The organism is Polaribacter tangerinus, assembly GCF_038024095.1.
Classification (GTDB): domain Bacteria; phylum Bacteroidota; class Bacteroidia; order Flavobacteriales; family Flavobacteriaceae; genus Polaribacter; species Polaribacter tangerinus.
Window position 1 is genome coordinate 1,917,239 of sequence record NZ_CP150668.1, and the last position, 23,942, is coordinate 1,941,180.

General features: G+C 30.5%; 19 protein-coding genes. 10 read left to right on the plus strand and 9 right to left on the minus strand.

Annotation, left to right across the window (positions count from 1 at the left end; translation table 11 throughout):
* The first annotated feature begins 40 nt into the window (after positions 1-40).
* Together WHD54_RS08405 and WHD54_RS08410 are read left to right on the plus strand one after the other, a co-directional pair.
* Positions 41-4,009 (plus strand): G8 domain-containing protein, encoded by a 3,969-nt coding sequence (locus WHD54_RS08405; protein ID WP_088323851.1) that lies wholly within the window; start codon positions 41-43, stop codon positions 4,007-4,009.
* A 129-nt stretch (positions 4,010-4,138) separates the two neighbouring features.
* Positions 4,139-4,327: a hypothetical protein gene (locus WHD54_RS08410; RefSeq protein WP_143744254.1), complete on the plus strand. Its 189-nt coding sequence runs from the start codon at positions 4,139-4,141 to the stop codon at positions 4,325-4,327.
* 1 nt (position 4,328) lies between these two features.
* On the opposite strand, the gene WHD54_RS08415 is transcribed toward WHD54_RS08410, so the two are convergent.
* Positions 4,329-4,916 carry a riboflavin synthase gene (locus tag WHD54_RS08415; RefSeq protein ID WP_088323850.1) on the minus strand — a complete coding sequence of 196 codons (588 nt, stop codon included), beginning with the start codon at positions 4,914-4,916 and terminating at the stop codon, positions 4,329-4,331.
* 58 nt (positions 4,917-4,974) lie between these two features.
* On the opposite strand from WHD54_RS08415, the gene pdxA reads away from it, so the two are divergent.
* From pdxA to WHD54_RS08455, 8 genes are all read left to right on the plus strand, one after another.
* Positions 4,975-6,012, plus strand: a complete 1,038-nt coding sequence (gene pdxA / locus WHD54_RS08420) for a 4-hydroxythreonine-4-phosphate dehydrogenase PdxA (protein ID WP_088323849.1) — start codon at positions 4,975-4,977, stop codon at positions 6,010-6,012.
* A 73-nt stretch (positions 6,013-6,085) separates the two neighbouring features.
* Complete coding sequence (locus tag WHD54_RS08425; RefSeq protein ID WP_088323848.1) at positions 6,086-6,628, plus strand: YceD family protein; 543 nt, start codon at positions 6,086-6,088, stop codon at positions 6,626-6,628.
* Position 6,629: 1 nt separating this feature from the next.
* The gene (gene rpmF / locus WHD54_RS08430; protein ID WP_015481590.1) at positions 6,630-6,824 is read left to right on the plus strand and encodes a 50S ribosomal protein L32; all 195 of its coding nucleotides are present in this window, start codon (positions 6,630-6,632) and stop codon (positions 6,822-6,824) included.
* Positions 6,825-6,978: 154 nt separating this feature from the next.
* Complete coding sequence (locus tag WHD54_RS08435; protein ID WP_088323847.1) at positions 6,979-7,980, plus strand: beta-ketoacyl-ACP synthase III; 1,002 nt, start codon at positions 6,979-6,981, stop codon at positions 7,978-7,980.
* A 20-nt stretch (positions 7,981-8,000) separates the two neighbouring features.
* A complete protein-coding gene (gene accB, locus WHD54_RS08440; protein WP_088323846.1) occupies positions 8,001-8,480 on the plus strand; it encodes an acetyl-CoA carboxylase biotin carboxyl carrier protein in 480 nt (159 codons plus the stop codon).
* 80 nt (positions 8,481-8,560) lie between these two features.
* Positions 8,561-9,898, plus strand: a complete 1,338-nt coding sequence (gene accC / locus WHD54_RS08445; RefSeq protein ID WP_088323845.1) for an acetyl-CoA carboxylase biotin carboxylase subunit — start codon at positions 8,561-8,563, stop codon at positions 9,896-9,898.
* Positions 9,899-10,016: 118 nt separating this feature from the next.
* A complete protein-coding gene (locus WHD54_RS08450; protein ID WP_088323844.1) occupies positions 10,017-10,334 on the plus strand; it encodes an Hpt domain-containing protein in 318 nt (105 codons plus the stop codon).
* A 14-nt stretch (positions 10,335-10,348) separates the two neighbouring features.
* Positions 10,349-11,053: a LytR/AlgR family response regulator transcription factor gene (locus tag WHD54_RS08455; protein WP_088323843.1), complete on the plus strand. Its 705-nt coding sequence runs from the start codon at positions 10,349-10,351 to the stop codon at positions 11,051-11,053.
* A 938-nt stretch (positions 11,054-11,991) separates the two neighbouring features.
* Here WHD54_RS08455 and WHD54_RS08460 read toward each other — a convergent pair.
* From WHD54_RS08460 to lpdA, 8 genes are all read right to left on the minus strand, one after another.
* On the minus strand, positions 11,992-13,527 hold the full coding sequence (locus tag WHD54_RS08460) for a YifB family Mg chelatase-like AAA ATPase (RefSeq protein ID WP_088323842.1): 1,536 nt from the start codon (positions 13,525-13,527) through the stop codon (positions 11,992-11,994).
* 489 nt (positions 13,528-14,016) lie between these two features.
* On the minus strand, positions 14,017-16,596 hold the full coding sequence (locus WHD54_RS08465) for a phosphoenolpyruvate carboxylase (RefSeq protein ID WP_088323841.1): 2,580 nt from the start codon (positions 16,594-16,596) through the stop codon (positions 14,017-14,019).
* A gap of 238 nt (positions 16,597-16,834) precedes the next feature.
* Entirely contained in the window at positions 16,835-17,194 is a 360-nt protein-coding gene (locus WHD54_RS08470) for a hypothetical protein (RefSeq protein ID WP_143744253.1), read from the minus strand.
* 66 nt (positions 17,195-17,260) lie between these two features.
* Positions 17,261-19,231: a protein-disulfide reductase DsbD family protein gene (locus tag WHD54_RS08475; RefSeq protein WP_088323839.1), complete on the minus strand. Its 1,971-nt coding sequence runs from the start codon at positions 19,229-19,231 to the stop codon at positions 17,261-17,263.
* A gap of 38 nt (positions 19,232-19,269) precedes the next feature.
* On the minus strand, positions 19,270-20,523 hold the full coding sequence (gene tilS, locus WHD54_RS08480) for a tRNA lysidine(34) synthetase TilS (protein ID WP_317043152.1): 1,254 nt from the start codon (positions 20,521-20,523) through the stop codon (positions 19,270-19,272).
* A 120-nt stretch (positions 20,524-20,643) separates the two neighbouring features.
* Entirely contained in the window at positions 20,644-20,883 is a 240-nt protein-coding gene (locus tag WHD54_RS08485; RefSeq protein ID WP_088323838.1) for a hypothetical protein, read from the minus strand.
* A 15-nt stretch (positions 20,884-20,898) separates the two neighbouring features.
* On the minus strand, positions 20,899-22,218 hold the full coding sequence (locus WHD54_RS08490; RefSeq protein ID WP_088323837.1) for an anthranilate synthase component I family protein: 1,320 nt from the start codon (positions 22,216-22,218) through the stop codon (positions 20,899-20,901).
* A gap of 190 nt (positions 22,219-22,408) precedes the next feature.
* The gene (gene lpdA, locus WHD54_RS08495; protein ID WP_088323836.1) at positions 22,409-23,809 is read right to left on the minus strand and encodes a dihydrolipoyl dehydrogenase; all 1,401 of its coding nucleotides are present in this window, start codon (positions 23,807-23,809) and stop codon (positions 22,409-22,411) included.
* Positions 23,810-23,942 lie beyond the last annotated feature (133 nt).

Genomic DNA, 23,942 nt, shown 5'->3' on the forward strand with positions numbered 1-23,942 from the left:
CTTACTATTTTCAGTTATTTGATTATTTAATTAGTAGAATATGAAAAAAAATATAGTTTTTATAAGTTTTATAGCAATAACTTTTTTGATATCTTCATTTACTAAAGTAAATAGTAAGACAAACCTTATTGGCTTCAAATATTATTGTGAAACTAATATAACAGTTAACGCAAAAGCTCTTTCAAGTGGAGACTGGAGTAATTCTTCTATATGGAGTAGTGGTAAAGTACCTTCAATAAATGATGTTGTGCATATTCCATCTGGTTTACGTGTGACTATGTCAGGCTCGATAGAAGCATATTCTGTAAGAGTAGATGGTGTTTTAAGTCCAAAGACATTGATGACAGACTTCACTTTAACTACAAAGGGTGTAATGATTCATTCAGGAGGCTTATTTCAGGTTGGTAGTGAAACTAACCCTTACAAAGGAAAAGGATTAATTACTTTAATTGGTTCAAATTCAAGTGAGTTATTAATGCCTAGTTCACCAATCATGGGGTCTAAAATTATAGGAGTAATGGATGGAGGAAGACTAGAGTTACATGGTAATAAAAGAAAAACTTGGACACAACTCAATGCTACGGCATTAAAAGGAGTTTCAACAATAACTTTAAAAGAGGAAATTAATTGGCGAGTAGGTGATGAGATTGTAATAGCATCAACTGATTTTGATCCCCATCAAGCAGAAAAAAGGACTATTACTTCAGTAAATGGATTGAATTTAACATTAGATGCACCTTTAAACTATATGCATTTTGGTGTCGAGCAGGTTTACAATAATGGAACTAGAGATATTGTGCTTGACGAAAGAGCAGAGGTAGGATTGTTAACGCATAATTTAAAAATTCAAGGAGATTCAAATAGTGAAATCAATGGTTTTGGAGGACATATAATGTCTATGCCAAACTCTGTCTCCAAAGCCTCCAATATTGAATTATACAGAATGGGTCAAAAATCTAAAGTTGGAAAGTACCCATGGCATTGGCATTTATTAGGAGACCAAGGAAGTGGTCAGTATATTAAAAATGCAGGAATTCATAGATCTTACAATAGAATTATCACAGTTCACGGAACAAATAATACTTTAGTTGAAGGAAATGTTGGATATGATTTCTTAGGACATGGATATTTTTTAGAAAATGGAAGTGAGACAGGAAATCTGTTTAAAAATAATTTAGGTGTTTTGTGTAAAAGACCAAAAGAAGGTGAGGAGACTACGCCACACGATATTGGAAAAGGAGCTGGTAGAGGAGCACATCCTGAGGCTTTTCCTGCAACTTTTTGGATTACAAATCCAGATAATGATTTTATAGGAAACGTATCTGCAGGTTCTGATGGATCAGGTTTTTGGCATTTAATACTAAAAAAGGTTTTAGACGGGCCAGATTCTTCCTATGAACCGGGTATTCAGCCAATGGGTATTTTTGATGATAATAAAGCACATTCTAACTTATTTAGTTGGGGTGTAGATGGAGGAGTAGACAGAGATACTGACGAGATTGTTAATGGTCATTACAGGCCAAGAAATGCTGATGGATCAAACTTTATTCCTGTAATAAATAGATTTGATGGTTATAAATCCGTCGATAGAAATGTATGGATTCGTGCGAATACCATGAATTTTTATGATTGTGATTTCGGTGACAATGGAAGAGCAGATTTCTTTTCTTACAATCAAACTCTTTATAACTCTCTAATAGTCGGTAAGTCTGCAAATATTGGTAACCCTGAATCAGATAGTGAAATTGAGGCGGGAAGAACACTTCCTTACCCTGAGAAATCTTTAGATGATTTTCATAATGGTTTTCGAGGACATAGTATTTATGACGGTCCTTCCGGAATTGTAAACACACATTTTGATGGATTCAATCAAGAAGGTGCAAAATCTTATTGTTTTCAAATTAACGGGGCTTCTAGGAAGTCTACAAATCATTTTGCAAGAGGTATTACATACGGATCAGATGTAACAGATGATGCAAAATTTGATTTTGATCATAATTCTTATTTTAGCTATATGTATCTAAGTGGTTTAATTGATGAGGATGGGAGTTTAACTGGCGAAGCAGGTACAAATGTTAGGCCAATCATAGTTTCAAACCCAAGAGAGAACCATTTATACGAAAAAGGTGCTAATACACAAATGACAGATGCAATAGAAAAAGTAAATTGGGGTGCTTGGTTAACAAAAGGTAAGACTTACAATTATTACAAAGATACAGACTTTACAGAAAAAAATAATGGTGCATTTACCCCCCGTTATTTTATTACAGAATATCCAGATAAAACCTCTCATGCAGTATATAGTGAGCAAACTCAACAGTTATACTTTGATGCTCCAGTTATTACTAATGATTTAAATTACACATACTACATGCAATATCATAAACTTCCAACATATATGGTGGGTCAGGTGAATGGAGCGAAAACAATTACAGAAAACGTTATTATAGCATATCCAAACATACCTTCAATAGCATACGGAGGAAATGCTAAACGAGTTTTTAATATGGCAGAACTAAAGCAAAGTAAAGAAAATGCTTATCTTATTAAAGATAACACTATTTATTTTAAGCATATAACCAATAAAACTCAAAACACTTTTTTTCAAAGACAGTTCGGTTCAGATTTTAAGTATGAAAGCAATAGTATTTTTATTTGTAATGCTGGTAATTGTTTTGATAGTAACAGCTGGGGGAATGTTTTAGATAAAGTAACTTTAATAGATTATGGTGTGCGTTCAGAAAATTTAAGAACCATAGAAACGAATAATGATTCTCGAGATAGTGCTTCTAGTACTGATGGACTTAATGTTCCTGAATTTAAATATGTAGATAGGCGTGTTAATTTTACTATAGAAAACAATGGAAATGGAATATCAGGTTACACAGATTATATTATAACTCTTACAAGCAGACAAGTTTGGGAATTTTTTAATACACTTACATTAAATTATTCTGGACCTGATGTGAATGTAATAGTTGAAAGTGAAAATGGTAAGCAGTTTAGTTTAGGAACATATTCGGATAGTGATTCCCAAAATATAAGAATAGGTCAAGATAGTCAGTTTAATCAATTTACAAATGTAAAAAAAATAATTCTACGTTTTCATGAAGAAGCCATAGGTAACATCAATACAAGTTCAGTTACACAGGTCTCAATAAATAATATCCTTTTAGGTATAGATGTGCCAGATAAATATAGTTTATCGTCTTCATTTGTAGATCAAGATACAGATGGAGATGGTGTTTTAGATTCTTTAGAGGCTCAAACATGTAGAAATGGGAACTCAGCTTCTGATTTTGCTATTGAATTTGATAGTAATGACCGTTTTTTTGACAATTATAAAATAGATTTTGTTGCGGATGAAAAAAATGAAAACGGTACATATCAGGGAAGAAGTTTAAGTAGAGATCCGAAAATTATTGTCAGTGACTTTGTTTCTATTAATTCAGATGACATTAAAGAAATTACTTTAAGATATAAAGCAAATATTAGTAGTACAAGAGTTCAATTGTTTTGGTCTACAGCACAAAATTCTAGTTTTGGAGCAGCACGATCAATTTTTACAAACTATACAGGAAACGGGGAATGGCAAGAGTTAAAGTTAGATGTTTCTAAAATATTAGAATGGAAAAATAAAATAATTACAGGTTTTAGATTGGATCCAACAAATTCTAATAATATTACTTTTGAAATAGATTGGTTGCGTGCTCAAGAGGCTGAAGATCCAATAAATAATTGTAAAACAGCTTCTACTAACGATAACTATTTGGTAGGTAATAAGCTAGTAATTTTTCCGAACCCAGTCTTAAAAAATAATTTAATTAATTTTGAGGGTATAGAAAATGATAAATTAGATATTCAAGTTTTTGATATTAATGGAAAAAAAGTAAGAATATTAAAAGCCAACAACTCTTTTAAATTGATAAACGCATCTTCGGGAATTTATTTTGTTAAATTTGTAATTAATTCAAAAACAATAATTAACAAAAAAATTATTGTAAAATAACGTTTACCAACAAATCTTTAGTGTAATTTATTCATTTTCGTTTCTTTACTTAAAAAGTGTAAGAAAAAAGTTTATATTTGCACTTTAATTTTAATAGAGTATTTCAAAACTATAATCGGGGGATATAAGATGAGAAAAAAATTACTTTTAACTTTTGCGCTAAGTCTGTGCTTCATATTATTTAATGAATTGCATGTTCAAATTCCGAATCCTCCTCCATCAGGGCCTCCAGGACCTCCAGGATTACCTATCGATTTTGGTGTTGCTTTTTTGTTTGTAGCTGGTTTGTTTTACGGTACAAAAAGTTTAAAGAAATAATCTATTTTAAAGAGTTAAGTCTAGTTACATATTTCCCAATTACATCAAATTCTAAGTTAACAAAATCACCAACCTCCATTTTACAAAATGAAGTGTTTTCAAGCGTGTAAGGAATTATAGCTACACTGAAAGAACTTTTTTTAGAGTTTACCACTGTTAAACTTACCCCATTTACTGTTATAGACCCTTTTTCTATTGTGATGTTTTTATTCTTAGAAATATATGAAAAGGTAAATAAAGTACTTCCGTTTTGGTCTTCTATACGTTCACATACTCCCGTTTCATCTACATGTCCCTGAACAATATGCCCATCCAAACGATCGCCCAATTTCATTCCTCGTTCTAAGTTGATACTATCTCCTAGCTTAAAACTTTTTAAAGTTGTTTTTTGAAGTGTTTCTTTAATTGCGGTTACAGTATATTCATCATTATTAATAGCAACAACAGTTAAACAAACTCCGTTATGAGCAACACTTTGATCAATTTTAAGTTCATTGGTAAAATCAGATTTTACCGTAATATGAAGGTTTTCATTTTCTTTAACTAAATTTGTTATAATTCCTTGCGTTTCTATAATTCCTGTAAACATTTCTATAAATTTTGGTTACTTTTGTAGGGAAATCAAAAATAGTAATTAAACAAAAGATATGGTTGGAAAATCTGATAAAATAATTGTTGGAATATCATTAGGAGATTTAAACGGAATTGGTATTGAAGTTATTTTAAAGACTTTTGAAGACAAAAGAATGTTAGATTTTTGTACTCCTGTACTTTTTGGAGCTACCAAAGTTATTTCTTATCATAAAAAGGCATTGGGTTTAGAAGTATCTGTTCATGGAATTACAGAAGTAAGTCAAATTCACCCTACTAAAATTAATGTTTTAAACTGTTGGAAAGAAGAGGTGAATATAGAACTAGGTAAAGCCACTAAAGTTTCAGGAGAATATGCTGCAAAATCATTATCAGAAGCAGTTTCTCATTTAAAAGAACACAAAATAGATGTTTTAGTCACAGCGCCTATAAATAAAGAAACTATACAGTCCGAAGAATTTAATTTTCCGGGACATACAGAGTATTTAGAAGCAAATTTAGAAGGAAAAAGCTTAATGATTCTTATGACCGATTCTTTAAAGATAGGTCTTTTAACAGGTCACATTCCTGTATCAGAAGTTTCAAATGCTATTACACCTTCTTTAATAAAAGAAAAAGTAGCCACTTTGCATGCTACTTTAAAAAATGATTTTGCAATTTCGAAACCTAAAATTGCAGTTTTAGGTTTAAATCCTCATTGTGGAGATAACGGACTTATTGGTTCAGAAGATCAAGAAATAATTGCACCAACCATTGCAGAAATTAGAGATACAGGTATATTAGTTTTTGGTCCTTATGCAGCCGACGGCTTTTTTGGTTCTGAAACATACCTGCAATTCGATGCTGTATTGGCAACGTATCACGACCAAGGTTTGGCACCATTTAAAGCGTTATCTTTTGGTAATGGAGTAAATTTTACAGCAGGTTTAAGTGAAATTAGAACATCACCAGATCATGGTACAGGTTTTGATATAGCAGGCAAAAACCTAGCAAATGCTACCTCTTTTAAAGAGGCTTTATTTACTGCAATTACTATTTTTAATACAAGAAAAAGTTATAAAGAACTTTCAAAAAACCCTTTAGAAATAAAATAAATTATTTTTTTAAAGAAAAAGAGTTAATCAATACAAAATTTTATATCTTTGCACGCTCAATTGATGTTTGATAATGAAAGACTTGAAAGAATTCAACATACCGTTTGTAGGATTAAAAGAAGGTAAGCATTTATTCGAATATAATATTGATAATACGTTCTTTGAGATTTATAATTACAGTGAGTTTAACAATTCTAATGTACACGTTGCCTTAGAATTCGTTAAAAAAAGCACTTTGTTTGAACTTGTGTTTAAGGCCTCTGGTACTGTTAATGTACCTTGTGATGTTTCTAATGAAGATTTTGATTTAGAAATTAAATCAGAATTGCCATTATTGGTTAAATTTGGGCCAGAATACAATGATGAAAACGAAGAGATTTTAATATTACCTCACGAAGCTTATCAGTTTAGTGTAGCGCAGTTTATTTATGAAATGATTGTGCTAGCGGTGCCTTTTAAAAGAGTGCATCCAAAAGTTTTAGACGGCACTTTACAATCTGAAGCGTTAAATAAATTACAAGAACTTACAATAGTAAAAGAAACAACTGTTCAAAAAGAAGCAACAGACCCAAGGTGGGATAAATTAAAGAATTTAATAACAGACAAAAAGACATAAAATGGCACATCCTAAGAGAAAAATATCCAAAACAAGAAGAGATAAAAGGAGAACACATTACAAAGCATCTGCACAACAGATTGCTACAGATCCAACAACTGGTGAGGCACACTTATATCACAGAGCTCACTGGCATGAAGGAAAATTATACTACAGAGGTCAAGTAGTATTAGAAAGTGCATCTGCAGAAGCTTAAAAAAAGTATTTTTTAGAAAAAAAACCCTCATTTTTGAGGGTTTTTTTGCGTTTTTAAGATAAATTACTATGGTTTTGATGATTTTTACTTTAAAAAGTGAAATAAAATTCATTACTTTTGAAATTCCTTATAATAGGAACAATAAAATATAATTATGACAAAAATAACTGCAGCAATTTCAGCAGTAGGGAAATATGTTCCTGAATATGTTCTTACCAATAAAGAGTTAGAAACCTACGTAGACACAAATGATGAGTGGATTACCTCTAGAACAGGAATTAAAGAAAGAAGAATTTTAAAAGGTGAAGGTTTAGGAACTTCATATATGGCTATAAAAGCTTGTGAAGATTTAATTAAAAAATCAAATTTAGATCCTAAAGAAATAGATTTGGTTATAGTAGGTACAGCTACACCAGATTTACCAGTTGCTTCTACAGCTGCATATGTAGCCTCAGAAATTGGAGCCATTAATGCTTTTGGTTTCGATTTACAAGCAGCATGTTCCAGTTTTTTATACGGAATGTCTACAGCAGCTACTTATATAGAGTCTGGGAGGTATAAAAAAGTACTTCTAGTAGGTGCAGATAAAATGTCTTCTATAATTGATTATCAAGATAGGGCAACCTGTATTATTTTTGGTGATGGAGCAGGAGCTGCTTTATTTGAGCCAAATTTAGATGGTTTCGGGTTGCAAGATGAGTACTTAAGAAGCGATGGTGTAGGAAGAGATTTTTTAAGGATAGAAGCAGGAGGTTCTCAAATGCCTACTACTATAGATACTGTTACTGCAAAGAAGCACTTTGTATATCAAGAAGGAAAAACAGTGTTTAAATATGCTGTTTCTAACATGGCTGATGTAGCAGAGAAGATGCTAACAAGAAATAGCCTTACAGAAAAAGACATTCAATGGTTAGTTGCACATCAAGCAAATAAGAGAATTATTGAAGCAACGGCTAAAAGAGTGGGAGTATCTGAAGAAAAAGTAATGATGAACATCCATAGATATGGAAATACAACATCTGCAACATTGCCTTTACTTTTGGCAGATTATGAAGATCAATTAAAAAAAGGAGATAATTTAATATTTGCTGCATTTGGCGGTGGCTTTACATGGGGAGCTGCATATTTAAAATGGGCATACAACACAAAAAAATAAATAACTAAATAATAAGAAACATGGATATTAAAGAAATTCAAAATCTTATAAAATTTGTAGCTAAATCTGGCGCTAGCGAGGTAAAGTTAGAAATGGAAGATATTAAACTTACTATTAAAACAGGTTCAGAAAAAACTGAAACTACTATTGTGCAAGCAGCACCAATGCAAGGCTTGCAACAAGTAGCAGCACCAGTTCAGGCTGCACCAGTAGCAGAGGCAACAGCTGCATCTACTTCTGAGGTTTCTGAAGACTCTAAATATGTAACCATTAAGTCTCCTATAATTGGTACTTTTTATAGAAAACCAGCACCAGATAAACCAAGTTTTGTTGAGGTTGGAAGCGAAGTTGCTGTAGGAGATACTGTGTGTGTTATTGAGGCAATGAAGCTTTTCAACGAAATTGAATCAGAAATTTCTGGAAAAATAGTTAAAGTTTTAGTAGATGATTCTTCTCCGGTAGAATTCGATCAGCCTTTATTTTTAGTAGATCCATCTTAATGTAAAATCACAATTTTTAAATTTCAAATTCCAATTTTATTTGGAATCTGTTTTTTGAATTTTGAAAATTTGAAGAATTTATGTTTAAAAAAATATTAATTGCCAATCGTGGTGAGATAGCTTTACGTGTTATAAGAACTTGTAGAGAAATGGGTATTAAAACGGTGGCCGTTTACTCTACTGCAGATGCAGAAAGTTTACATGTTCGATTTGCAGATGAAGCAGTATGTATTGGACCTGCACCAAGTGCAAATTCCTATTTAAAAATGTCTAATATTATTGCCGCAGCAGAAATTACCAATGCAGATGCCATACATCCTGGATATGGTTTTTTATCTGAAAATGCAAAATTTTCTAGATTGTGTGAAGAACATCATATTAAATTTATTGGCGCTACAGGCGATATGATTGATAGAATGGGAGACAAGGCAAATGCTAAGGCAACAATGAAAGCTGCTGGCGTGCCATGTGTTCCTGGAAGTGAAGGTGTAATTTCAGATTTTGAAGACTGTCAAAAAGTTGCCAAAGAAACAGGATATCCTGTTATGTTAAAAGCATCTGCAGGAGGTGGAGGTAAAGGAATGAGAGCAGTTTGGAAACCAGAAGACTTAAAAGACGCTTGGGATTCTGCAAGACAAGAATCTAAAGCCGCTTTTGGAAATGATGATATGTACATGGAAAAACTTATAGAAGAACCAAGACATATAGAAATTCAAATAGTAGGAGATTCTTTTGGCAAAGCTTGTCATTTATCCGAAAGAGATTGTTCTGTACAAAGACGTCATCAAAAATTAACTGAAGAAACTCCTTCTCCTTTTATGACAGATAAGTTAAGAGAAGACATGGGAAATGCAGCTGTAAAAGCAGCCGAGTTCATAAAGTATGAAGGAGCAGGTACCGTAGAGTTTTTAGTAGATAAGCACAGAAACTTCTATTTCATGGAAATGAATACGCGTATACAGGTAGAGCACCCAATTACAGAAGAAGTTGTTAATTACGATTTAATTAGAGAACAAATTTTAGTTGCAGCAGGAGTTCCTATTTCTGGTGTAAACTACTATCCAAAAATGCATTCTATAGAATGTAGAATTAATGCAGAAGACCCACATAACAATTTTAGACCAGCACCTGGTAAAATAACTACATTTCATGCGCCAGGAGGACACGGAATAAGAATAGATACTCATGTATATGCAGGTTATATGATACCTTCTAACTACGACTCTATGATTGCTAAATTAATTACCACAGCTCAAACAAGAGAAGAGGCAATTAATAAAATGAAGAGAGCTTTAGATGAATTTGTTATAGAAGGTGTTAAAACTACAATACCGTTTCATAGACAATTAATGGATCATCCAGATTATGTAGCAGGTAATTATACTACTAAATTTATGGAAGATTTTAAAATGGAATAACTTCCAATACCGAATTAAAATCAATAAAAAGAGAGGACACAATTTGTGTTCTCTTTTTTTTATATTTGCATAGCTATTTTAATACGCTATTATAACTAACTCCCTAACCAAAAAATAATTGGAACTACCAAACTTAGAATATATTAAAGAAACTTCTGGTGGAGATAAGGATTTCGAAAATAGCTTATTAGCTATTTTAAAGGAAGAATTACCAAAAGAAATAGACTCCTTTAAAAAGCATATTACTGATGAGTTATATTTAGAGGCATCATTAGACGTTCACAAGATTAAGCATAAACTAGGTTTGCTAAATATGACTAAAACCTTAGAATTAGCCTCTGAGTTTGAGTTAGATTTAAAAAACAATGATTTAAAACAATATAAAAATTTTATATCCATTTTTGATAGAATTCTTGTATATTTAGACAATAATTAAGCCCCAACAGAATTATGAATTGCATTATTATAGATGATGATGCTGCTGCAAGACTAGTAATTAAGCAGTTGTGTATAGGTACCCAGTTTAATGTGAAAGAAGAATTTTCATCTGCAATTGAAGGAATAAAGTTCTTAAACGAGACAGAGGTAGATTTAATTTTTTTAGATATTCATATGCCATCTTTTAATGGTTTCGATTTTTTGAATACTATTAAAAATCCACCAAAAGTTGTATTAACCACTTCAGATAAAAACTTTGCATTAAAAGCTTTTGAATTTGAGTCTGTAATAGACTATCTAACAAAACCAATTCAAAAAGAACGTTTTAATCTATTAGTAAAGAAAATTGAAAAGCAAGAAAATGGACAAAACGGTATTTTAGAAAATGCAGTCTCTTCGGAAACAAAAGATTATATTTTTGTAAATGTAGATAAAAGGTTGGTAAAAATTAATGTACCAGAAATTCTTATTATAGAAGCAAAAGGAGATTATATTAATATAAAAACAACCGGTAAGAATTTTATTGTTCACTCTACACTAAAAAAGATAGAAGATAAATTACCATCCGACATATTTTTAAAAATACATAGGTCTTATATTATCAATATTCATAAAATAATAGATATTGAAGATAATACAGTACTTATAGAAAAGCATGTAATTCCTATTAGTAGGTCTCATAAGCCAACACTTATAAAAAAATTAAACCTACTGTAATTGAGTATTCTTAAAATTTATATTAAAACATATAGCTATTTCATATATTTTATGTATATTTGTAGCTGTATTTAGTAATAAATATATTATTATAATACAATACATAGGTTGGGGGATTTATGAATTGTTTATAACACAAACCGAAAAAAATTTTTTTCGGTTTTTTTTTGTCTTATACAAAAGAGCTTCATTCTTTTTGTACTTACAAAGTCTAAAGAATTGTTCCTTCTAGCCTTAGGTTTCTTACATTGGTCGAAATTTAATAATACTAAACTTAATGTATGGTTTCTTTGTAGTGTACTTATCATTAAGTATATATCAATCATAGGTTGGGGGATTTATAGATTGTTTATTTGAAAAATACCGAAAATTATATTTTCGGTATTTTTTTGTTTAGAATGAAATCAAAAATTGTTTTTGTTGGTATTTTATTTTGAATTCTGTTGAGATGCAAATAGAATATTAACAAACCACCTGGTCTTTATAAACTTGTAATTCAACTTATTTATTCTCTCACTTATCGAAATTAATTGTAATTAATGTTAGTATAGTTGTTTCTTTGTAGCGTACTTATCAATAAGTATATATCAATCATAGGTTGGGGGATTTATAGATTGTTTATTTAAAAAATACCGAAAATTATATTTTCGGTATTTTTTTTGTGTAAGTAAATTAAAGTGATTTATAGGCGTTTTTTTCTGTTATATTAATTATTAAACGTTAGCAACTCTTCTGGTCTTTTTAAACTTGTAATTCAACTTATTTATTATCTCACTTATCGAAATTAACTGTAATTAATGTTAGTATAGTTGTTTCTTTGTAGTGTACTTATCATTAAGTATATATCAATCATAGGTTGGGGGATTTATAGATTGTTTATTAAATGGAACCGGAATTTATTTCCGGTTTTTTTTGTATTTTATTTTCTTTTGTGGCAACTATCCTAACCAACCATCTCTATCTAAGCTTCTGTATTGTATTGATTCGGCAATATGATTCGGAGAAATATTTTCTGAGTTATCTAAATCTGCAATTGTTCTTGATACTTTTAATATTCTGTCATATGCTCTTGCAGAGAGGTTTAATTTTTCCATAGCATTTTTTAAAAGAGTTTTACTTTCGTTAGATAGTTTACAATAATTACGTATGTGTTTAACAGACATTTGCGCGTTGTAGTGTACGTTATCTATTTCACGAAATCGTTTAGATTGAATATCTCTAGATGCAATTACTCTTTTTCTTATCGATACACTAGATTCTCCTTTTCGTTCTTCTGATAATTTTGCAAAAGGTACAGGGGTTACTTCAATATGAATATCTATTCGATCTAATAATGGACCAGATATTTTACTCAAATACCTTTGCATCTCTTGAGGAGAAGAGGTCATTGGTGAGTTTGGATCATTAAAAAAACCACTCGGACTCGGGTTCATACTAGCTACTAGCATAAAACTACACGGATAAGTTACTGTAAATTTAGCTCTAGAAATTGTTACATCTCTATCTTCTAGTGGCTGTCTCATTACTTCTAACACGTCTCTTTTAAATTCTGGTAACTCATCTAAAAATAGCACACCGTTATGCGATAGAGAAATTTCTCCTGGTCTTGGGTATTGTCCACCTCCCACCAAAGCAACATTAGAAATAGTATGATGCGGACTTCTAAACGGTCTTTGATATAAGAGTCCTTCGTTTTTCGTTTTCCCGACTACCGAATGAATTTTTGTTGTTTCTAAAGCTTCATGAAGTGTCATAGGAGGTAGAATAGAGGGTAATCTTTTAGCTAACATGGTTTTACCACTTCCTGGAGGACCAATTAAAATAATATTATGACCACCAGCTGCAGCAATTTCCATACAACGCTTTATAGATTCTTGCCCTTTTACATCCGAAAAATCAAACTCAGGGAAATCAATATTTTTATCAAATTCTGCTCTTGTATCTACAATGGTAGGAATTATTTTTTCATTAGTATTAAAATGATTGATGACTTCCAAAATATTATCAACTCCTAAAACTTCTAAATTATCTACAATTGCCGCTTCTTTAGCATTTTCTTTTGGCAGAATTAAATATTTAAAACCTTCTTCTCTGGCTTTTATGGCAATTGGTAACGCTCCTCTTATGGGTTGTAAACTTCCGTCTAAAGAAAGTTCTCCCATAATAATATAATCATCAATAGTAGTAGATTTAATTTGATTTGATGCAGCCAGAATTCCGACAGCCAACGTTAAATCATAGGCAGCACCTTCTTTTCGAATATCAGCAGGTGCCATGTTTATGATGATTTTTTTACCAGGAAGTTTGTAATTGTTGTTGTTAAGTGCAGCTGAAATACGATAAGAACTCTCGCTTACTGCTTTGTCTGGTAAACCCACTAAGTGGTAACCAATTCCTTTATCAATATTTACTTCAACGGTAATGGTGGTGGCTTCTATGCCAAAAACAGCAGAACCATAGACTTTAACTAGCATTTTTTCTTTTTGTTAAATATAGGGAAAAACATTTAACTTTAAAGCAAGGTTATTTATTAAAGGAACTTTTTAGTTTTTTTTATTTCTAGTTCTTTTAAATTTATTTTATGTAATTGACTAGCTTTATAATATAAATGAGTTTGCAGTTTTCTAATTTTTTTAGTTTTAAATAATTTCTTTTAACCTACTAATTTTCATTTTCTTAAACTCAGATATATCAACTTTATATATTCCAGATGAAGGCTTTTTAGAATACTTATCTTCTCTATATCCCCCAATAATGTACAAAGCATTTTTGTAAAAATGTATATTTGAATTTTTTAAATGAAGATTTATATTATATTCTGCTCTTGTATTTAATGGTAGGAATTATTTTTTCATTAGCATTAAAATGATTGATGACTTTCAAAATATTATCAACTCCTTAAACTTTTAAATTATTTACAATAGCCGCTTCTTTAGCATTTTTTAAAAATAGAATCTGTAAATTTATGCCGAGTTTCTACTAGCATTAATGTTACCAAATAAAGAACGCATTACCATTTTTTCATAAATTTCTAATTCGTTAGAGTGATCTTTTTGGGTTTGTAGTTCTTGAATCTTTTTTAAAGCATATTGCTGTATGGTTAAAAGAGGTAGTACAATTTGTTCTCTAATTTCTATAGATGCTTTTCCTACAGGAAAATTTTCCATAAGCTCTTTATGACCTGCTAATTTTAAAAGTAATCTTTTAGTGGTTTTATATTCTTCAAAAATTAATTTCCAAAAGTTTCCAAACTCTTCATCTTGCTCCATATAGGCGGTTAACTCAAAAAATGATTTTGTTAAACTCATCATACTATTTTCTAGCAATGTTTTAAAAAAGTCTGATGCGTTGTAAAACTCAACTATCTCATCAAACCTATTGGCATCCTCGTATTTTTTTAAAGCAGTTCCTACTCCAAAAAAGCCTGGCACATTTTGTTTTAGCTGGCTCCAGCTACCAACAAAAGGAATAGCTCTAAGTGCAGAAAAATCTAGGGTTTTAGAACTAGCTCTTTTACTTGGTCTACTACCAATATTTGTTTTGGCATAGTATTTAAGCGTGCTCATTTTTTCTAAATAAGGTAAAAACTTTGGATGATTTTTAAAATCTACATAGGTTTTGTAGCTTGTTTCTGCTAAATCTTCTATAAGTTTTCTATGTGCATCGTTCAGTTGATCTTTAGTAAAAATATCGTTTTTGATTCCTGAGCTTAGCAACTGTTCTAAATTATATTGAGACGATTTTTCTGTGCCAAAGTTCGAACTAATGGTTTGTCCTTGAACAGTTAATTGAATTTCTTTGTCTTCTATGGTTGGTCCTAGAGAAGCATAAAATTGGTGTGTTTTACCACCACCTCTTGCTGGAGGTCCACCACGACCATCAAAGAAAATTACCTCAATATCAAATTCTCTAGAAACTTTTGTAAGCGCTTCTTTTGCTTTAAAAATTCCCCAATTTGCCATTAAATACCCTCCATCTTTAGTTCCATCAGAAAAACCTAACATTATGGTTTGCTTATTTTTTCTGTTAGAAAGGTGCTCTCGATAATTCTTATTTGTATAAAGAGTTCTCATTACTGTTTCTGCATTTTGTAAATCGTCTACAGTTTCAAAAAGAGGAATAATATCTACAGATAGTTCTTTTTTAAAATTACAAAGATTAAGCATAGCAAAGGTTTCCATAACATTTAGTGCTGTTTGGTTATTGCTAATTATATACCTGTTAGCACCTCTTTCTCCATTTCTTTGCTGAATTTTTTTCATCGCATACATAGACTCTAATGTTTTAACAGCTATTTTATCTGTCAAAATTTCGGGATTAACTGCACCTTTTATTTGCGACAAAACTTTTATTTGTTCGTTTTCGTTTAGGGTTAGATAGTTTTTAGGAAATGTAGTATCTCCTATTCTATTTAAATCTTTTATTATTTGCAAAAATGCTTCATGATGAACTCTGCTATCTTGCCTAATGTCTAGTGTAGCAAAATGAAAGCCAAAAATTCTAACTTTATTTATAAAGTCATCTAATTCTTCTAAAAATAAAGATTGATGTTTTTCTTCAATTATTGTTCTTGCTTTAGAGAGTTCTTCAAGTAATATTTTTTGAGAAAAGTTTACTTTAGCATAGCTTTTTACAACGTGTTTGTAAAGTCTTTTTTCTATTCCTGCTAAAATTTCTTGAACACCATCAAATGTAAATCGTCTTTTTAAGCGTCTTACATCTCTGTAGTAATTTCTTAAAATTGTTTGTCGAAGTCTTTCAGCTACATTTAATGTTATTTCTGTAGTTACAAAAGGATTACCGTCTCTATCTCCGCCAGGCCAAAAACCAAGATCTATAATTTCATTATTCATTAAGCCACCATCATAAATATTGTTTTGAATATAGTTGTAAATTTTTGGAACTGAGTGATAAAATACATGCTCTAAATACCAAATTAAACTAATAGCTTCATCAAACGGAGTAGGCTTTTCTTTTTTGTAGAAAGGTGTTTTACCTAATTGTGCCAGTAGTTTTTTTATTAAAATTAAATCGTCATTTTGTATGGCTCTGTCTAAGTCTGTTATAATTCCTAAAACCGCACCTGGGTAAAATTGTGTAGGGTGTGCAGTTAAAACAATTCTCACTTTAAACTCTTCTAAATAGGTTTTTAGTGCTTCTTTTTTGTTGTTCATTAAAGCAATTTCCTTAGAGTTTTCTAGTGTACCAATTCCATCCATATTGTTAACTTCTGCAAAAGCAGCATCTTCAATAGCGTCAAACAAAACTACCTGTCTTTCGATATATTGAATAAAACGAAAAAGTAAATCCTTTTTTTCTTTTTCTGATGGATTTTCTTGATATTTATCAAAAAAGGTTGTTATAATTTCTGTAGGATTTTTGCCTTCTTCAAAACCTTTTTTACAGACTTCATGAAACAAAGGAAGTAACACTCCTGTATTGTTTATAGAGTCGAAAGGAAGTGTCATAAATACACTGTTGTAAATTTGATATTTAGACAATACATTTTCGTTAAATCGTGAAAGTTTTGGTAACGCTGCCATGGATGTAATTTTAGTGTGAAATTACAATTTTTTCAACTTTTTAAAAGCACGTTTTTACAAATAATAGGGTGTTTTTTTACGAAAACGATATAAATTTAAATTAAAATTTAACAAATTATTATAGTTAGTTAAATTTTGTTGATTATTTAATTTTAAAGACAAATTTTAAGAATTCCATAATGCCAAAATATACCCTTAAATTTTGTTGTTAAGGCTTTCTGAAATATAAAAAAGGTTATTATATGGCTGGTGGAATGCATTGCAAGTTCCAACGAGTAGGATCGTATTTTACCAAGAAATCTTTTAGAAAATTATTGTTTTGATAACTATTGTAATCATCGTAAATAAATTTAGAGGGAGTTTTATGTATATCTGATATATTAAAAGAGGCCCTGTTTAGGGCAATATCAATTTGATTAACATAAACAAAATCAATTTTTTTTAGCTTCTGTATATTTTTAATCACCGGAAAATCATAATAATTTTGACTTAAAGAAAAAGTGTAAATACTTATTGGTTTTATGGCATTTCTTTTTTGAGCGTTTATAGAAAAGCTTATCATAAATAGTAACAAAATACGTAGGGTTTTTACAATCATTTCCTCTAAATTATTTGTTTAAAGTTACTTAATTATCGTAAGATTTACAAGCAAAATATACAAAATTTATTTTTTAAAATTATTGTAACTCTCTATAAGCCAGTTTAAATAGGTTTCTTTATCTGTATATTGTTGTGGTATATTTAAAATTTCTAAATTGCTAGTAAGTGTTATATAGTAGGGCTGAGAGGCGTTCTTAAAATTTATAACCTGAAAAGTAGACCATTTATCTCCATATGTTATAATTTTTTTGAGATTTCCATTGGCTTTCTTAAAGTGAAACTGCTCTGCAGCTGGAAGTTCTTTTTCGTTATCATCTACATATAAAGAAATTAAGATATAGTTATTTTTTAAAATAGTATATACCTCAGGATCACTCCATACATTTTCTTCCATTTTTCTACAGTTTACACATGCCCAGCCAGTAAAGTCTAATAAAATTGGTTTTTTTGCTTTTTTGGCTGCTTGTATTCCTTTTTCAAAATCTTTATAACAGTCTAACCCTAACGGGCAATCAGATTTTGTTTCGTATATACTATAAAATTGTGGCGGTGGAAATCCGCTTAATAAACTTAAATTCCAGGTAGGTGTTTTAAATGTTCCTGGAATTAAATAAACAACAAAAGCAATAACCATTACACCAAATGAAATTCTAAAAAACGATAGTTTTTTTATGGGTGAATCGTGCGGAAATTTTAGTTTTCCGAAAATATAGAGAGCTAAAGCTGCAAAAATGACTATCCAAATTCCAATAAAAATTTCTCTTTTAAAAATACCCCAATGACCAACTAAGTCTGAATTAGATAGAAATTTAAATGCAAAAGCCAATTCTAAGAAGCCTAAAATTACTTTTGTAGTGTTTAACCAACCGCCAGATTTCGGTAAAGAATTTAGCCAACTAGGAAATAAAGCAAACAAAGCAAATGGTAATGCAAGTGCTACCCCAAAGCCAGTCATACCGGCGGTTAATTGATTTGCAGTGTCTCCACTTGCAGACAAAGATCCAGCTAATAAAGAACCTAAAATAGGGCCTGTACAAGAAAAAGAAACGATGGCCAACGTTAGTGCCATAAAAAAGGTTCCGGCTATTCCTCCAATATTAGAAGCATTATCCATTTTATTACCCCAAGAACTCGGTAATGTTATTTCATAAAAGCCAAAAAAGGAACCAGCAAAAAATACCAATATCACAAAAAAGAACCCATTTAGCCATACATTTGTAGAAATTGCATTTAAAATACTAGGGTCTAAACCATCTATTAAATGAAAAGGAACACTTAGTAATATATAGGTTATTACTATAAAAACTCCGTAAAGTATTGCATTAAAAATTCCGCTACGCCTATTTTTAGATTGTTTGGTAAAAAATGAAACCGTTAGTGGTATCATAGGAAAAACACAAGGAGTTAAAAGAGCTAGGAGTCCGCCAATAAATCCTAAAATAAAAATATTAAAAAGAGTACTTTCAGAATCCTTTTCTGCTTTTTTATCAATATTTAAAAGGGCTGTATTTTGAAGTTTAAGTATAAGCTGCTCCGTTAATTTTTTACTTTTTTCATCTAAAGTAACTTCCTCTTTTTTAATAGATGTTCCGTTTAAAGAAAAAGAGTAAATATCGTCGAATTGTATGCAGGCTGTTTCACAAACTTGACCAAATAAATTTAATTTAACTTGCGTAATACGCTTGTTTGTTAGCTTTATTTCTTGAACAAGGGTAGCGGTTTCTTTAAAAATTATTTCTTCCTTTTCCCAAACATCAGAATATTTTTTAACGGTTTTACTTTCTTTAGCTTTGCCTATAAGTTCAAAGCCAGTTTCACCCTCTGGTATAGAAATTACCAATGGTAACGATGCATTTTCTGGGTTATACTGAGAAAAAACATACCAATTTTCTAATATTTTACCTTTAAAAATTAATTGGAATGTAGAGTCGGTTATTTTTTCGACACTAGTTTTCCAAACTACAGGGTTTTTTGGTGTTTGAGAAAATGAACAAAGCACTACAAAAAATAATAAGATAGGAAGTAATTTTTTCATTAAATCTTTGGTTTGATGTAAAGATATTATTTATCAATTTATTTTGTAACTATTTGTAAGATATTAGTACTTTTTTTAACACTAAATCTTTTGTCTTGCCTTTTTCCAATTACCCAAATAATATCGTTGTTATTTGAACATAATAACCACAATTGTTGTTTTTCTATCAGAGACATTTTTTCGTCTTTAAAATATTTACTTAGTTTCTTTTTTCCTTGCATTCCTTCTGGGAAAAAAAAGTCGCCATTTTTCCATTTTCTAATAATTAAAGGATATTTTAGAGATGTTTTATCTACAAATATAGTATGTACATTTTTTTTAGAAGTATTGGTTACTTCCTTAAAATTTAGATGAATTGGTAATGTAATTTCTGCAATATTATTAGGAATGTAATACGAGGTTTCTTGGGTTGTTTTAAAGTTTCTGCTGGTTAATAATAAAAAATCTCTGTCTTTTAAGAGTTGGTGACTTTCAGACAAAACGTGTTTTCCTGACTGTGCAGTTAGTAATTCATATACATCATTCCATGCTGTAAAATGATATTTTTTTAACAACTCAAATAAATACGATTTCGGATTTTCTAGTTTTTTAATTTTAGCAATATTTAATTTTAAAATCCCTTCTTTTTCACTAATTACTTCTTTTGAAATATCACTTATTTTATCTTCTACAATTTGTTTACTTTCCTTTAAATTTGAGATAGTTTTTGCAAAAGATGTAAGTAAATTCGGGTTTATTTCCTTTAACGTTGGTACCACTTTATGCCTTATTTTATTACGCACATATTTGGTTGTTGCATTGCTTTTATCTTCACGCCAAGTGATATGGTTTTTTGTTGCAAATGCAGTGATTTCTTCTCGAGAAAATGGTAATAACGGACGGATAATAGATCCGTTTTTTTCTGGTATTCCTGTAAATCCATCCAAACCAGAACCACGTGTTAAGTTGATTAAAAAGGTTTCTAAATTGTCATCTGCGTGATGAGCGGTAATTAAATAATCGAAATGATTTGCAGTTATTAATTCTTTAAACCATCTATATCTTAGCTCTCTTGCTGCCAACTGAATAGAGCCTTTAGCGTTAATTTTTATAGAAGTTGCATGAGTTTTTAGATTTAGTTTTTTGCCTAATTTTTTTACAAATTCTTCATCTAAATCACTTTCTTTATCTCGTAAATGAAAGTTGCAATGTGCCAATAATATGGTGTATTCTTTTAGTAAAAAAAACAGGTGAGTAAGTACAACAGAGTCTATGCCTCCCGAAATAGCAATTCCTATCTTTTTTCCTTTCAAATACGGAAAATTGTTATCAATATGTTTTTTAAATTCAGACAACATCATTCTTCAAAAATAAGGAATTAACTAGAATTAAGCATTAGTTTTTTGGTAGCTGTACCTTCTATTAATTTATTGTTATTGGCTATTTTTTTGAAGCCAAGTTTTTATTTCTTTTCGTAAAGACACTTCTGGTTTTGGCATCGGAATGGTGTTGCCAAATTGTTTACTTCTATTAAATTTAGAGTATATTATTTTTAATTGTTTCCATTCTGTTGGATATAATTTTAAAAACGAATTAAAAATACGCTGCTCTGTTGGTTTTTCCGATAAATTTTCTGCTATTTTTTTAAAGCATTCTTGTCTGTCGATAATCATATGATAATCATATTTTTATTTGTTCTTGCTATTTAGCAGAGCGTTTTTCATTGCTTTTGCTTTTAGTAAACATTCTTCAAATTCTTTATTTCCACTCGATTTTATTGTAATGGCGCTGCCTACAGAAAAAGAAGTATATTTTTTTTCTTCATTATAAAGAATACTTCTTATTACAACATTAAAATCGAAATCGCCGTTCGGTAAAAAATACCCGATAGCACCAGAATATAAACCTCGCTTTGTTTCTTCTATGTTTTCTATTATTTTCATAGCAGATATTTTAGGAGCACCAGTCATACTGCCCATCGGAAAAGTATCTTTTAGAATTGTAATTGGATGCGTATCTTTTTCAATTTCCGAAACTACGGTAGAAATCATTTGATGCACCTGTTTAAAGGCATATACTTTACATAATTCTTCTACTTTTACAGAACCCTTTTTAGCAGTTTTAGAGAGGTCGTTTCTTACTAAATCTACAATCATTACATTTTCTGCACGTTCTTTTATATCGGTAGACAGATCAACAGCAATCTTTGCATCTTCTACAGCAGTTATTTGTCTTTTTGCAGTTCCTTTAATTGGCTGAGAAATTATTTTTGTTCCTTCTTTTTTAAGGTATCTTTCTGGAGATGCACACAAAGCATACTGATGTTCTATTTTTAAAAATGATGCAAATGGAGGCTCAGAAATTTCATTTAAATGTTGATACACATCTACAGGATTTATAGTGGTATTTTCGATATAAAACTCCTGACAAAAATTGGCTTCATAAATATCGCCTCTTTGAATGTGTTTTAAAATATCTGTAACTTTACGATAGTATTGTTTTTTGTTAATACGAGCCTTAATCTCGATATCATTTTTTAACTTTTTGTCGTTTTGCAAAGAACCTACTATATGAAGCGAGCAAATTTCATTAAAGTCATGTTCAATTTCATCTGCTACCATCTGTAAATAATGAAACTCTAGGGTATTGTCTTTTATGAAAATTATTTTTTGAGGTTGAAAAAAGTATAAATCGGCAAATTGAAGGCCATCAAAATTATTAGAAGTTAATTTTTCTGAATCATTTTTAACATCATAAGAAATGTACCCAAAAATATAGTCTTTTGTAATGGTTTGATATTCTTCTAACTTGGCAAATGCCTTCGAAAAATCTGTTTTTATTGCTGTAAATTCCTCTACTGCTAGTCCGCAATTAAAATTACTATATTTTTGTTGGTAGTTGTTACTATCTAACCAAATAGCAGTATCAAATTGCTGCCCCCAACGAAGAAGCTGTTCTTTAAAATTTGGTAAATTACCTATAGAAAAAGTACGAATTGTTCTTTGCATATCTTTCGCAAAAATACAATACTTCTTGTATAGATATTATTATTTTATAAATTAAAATGTTTTGTAAAAAGGAAGTCGATTATGCGTTTTAAAACATATATTTTTAATACATTGTTTCACAAAAAAAAATAGCAACCTAATTAAGATTGCTATTTATAAATTGTCTTTTTATTTTAATCGAAAAAATAATTTAAGCGTTTAAAGGTTGTCCGTCCCAAGCAGCTTTTGCAGCTTCTTTTACAGCCTCTGAGTAGGTTGGATGACCATGGCAAATTCTTGCAAGATCTTCTGCAGAAGCTCTAAACTCCATGGCAACAGCAGCTTCCATAATTAAATCTGCTACACGTGCTCCTACCATATGAACACCTAAAATTTCATCGGTATTTTTGTCTGCTAAAACTTTTACAAAACCATCTATATCTCCACTTGCTCTAGATCTGCCTAATGCTCTCATAGGAAATTTACCAGCTTTATAGTCTATTTTTGCAGCTTTTAATTCGTCTTCTGTTTTACCAACAGCTGCAGCTTCTGGCCATGTGTATACAATACCCGGAATTAAGTTGTAGTCGATATGTGGTTTTTGACCAGCAATAAATTCTGCTACAACAACACCTTCTTCTTCTGCTTTATGCGCCAACATTGCTCCTTTTACCACATCTCCAATAGCATAAATGTTACTTATGTTAGTTTGTAAATGATCATTTATTGTTATTTGACCGCGTTCGTTTACCTCTATTCCTACTTTTTCTAATCCTAATCCTTCGGTATATGCCTTTCTTCCAACAGAAACCAAGCAGTAATCACCAGAAAATTCAATTTCTCTATCTTTTTTATCGGTTGCTTTTACCGTAACTGAATCGCCATTTCTAACTACAGAGGTAACTTTATGACTTGTGGCAAATTTTATTCCTTGCTTTTTAAATACCTTTTGTAATTCTTTAGAAACATCTGTATCCATGCCAGGTACAATTTTATCCATATACTCTACAACGGTAACTTCTGCGCCCAATCTTTTATATACAGAACCAAGTTCTAAACCAATTACACCGCCACCAATTACTATTAAGTGCTTGGGAACTTCAGGAAGTTTTAATGCCTCGGTAGAAGTTATTATTCGTTCTTTATCTAACTCTATAAATGGTAAGTTTGCAGGTTTAGAGCCAGTTGCAATAATAATATTTGTACCTTCTATAACTTCAGATGAACCATCGTTTTTTGCAATATTAACGTGTGTATTATCAACAAATGAACCTAAGCCTTCGTAAACATCAATATTGTTTTTGTCCATTAAATATTTAATTCCACCTGTAGTTGTTTCTACAACTTTGGCTTTTCTGTCTACCATTTTGCCAAAATCGAAGGTTGGCTTTTCTACAGATATACCATGTTCTTCAAAATGATTTACAGCATCATAATAATGATGTGAAGAGTCTAACAAAGCTTTCGATGGAATACATCCAACATTTAAACATGTTCCACCAAGTGTGGCATATTTTTCTATTAAAGCAACTTTTTTACCTAATTGAGATGCTCTAACTGCAGAAATATATCCACCAGGACCAGAACCAATAACAATAATGTCGTATTTCATGAGTACGTTTTTTCGTATTACGTGTAATTATTAAATTACTATTTTACTAAATGTTCTACAAAAATACGTATATTTTCATAAAATAAAGTGAGAATTTAGTAGTTTTACACGATAAAAATATTTGAAAATTATA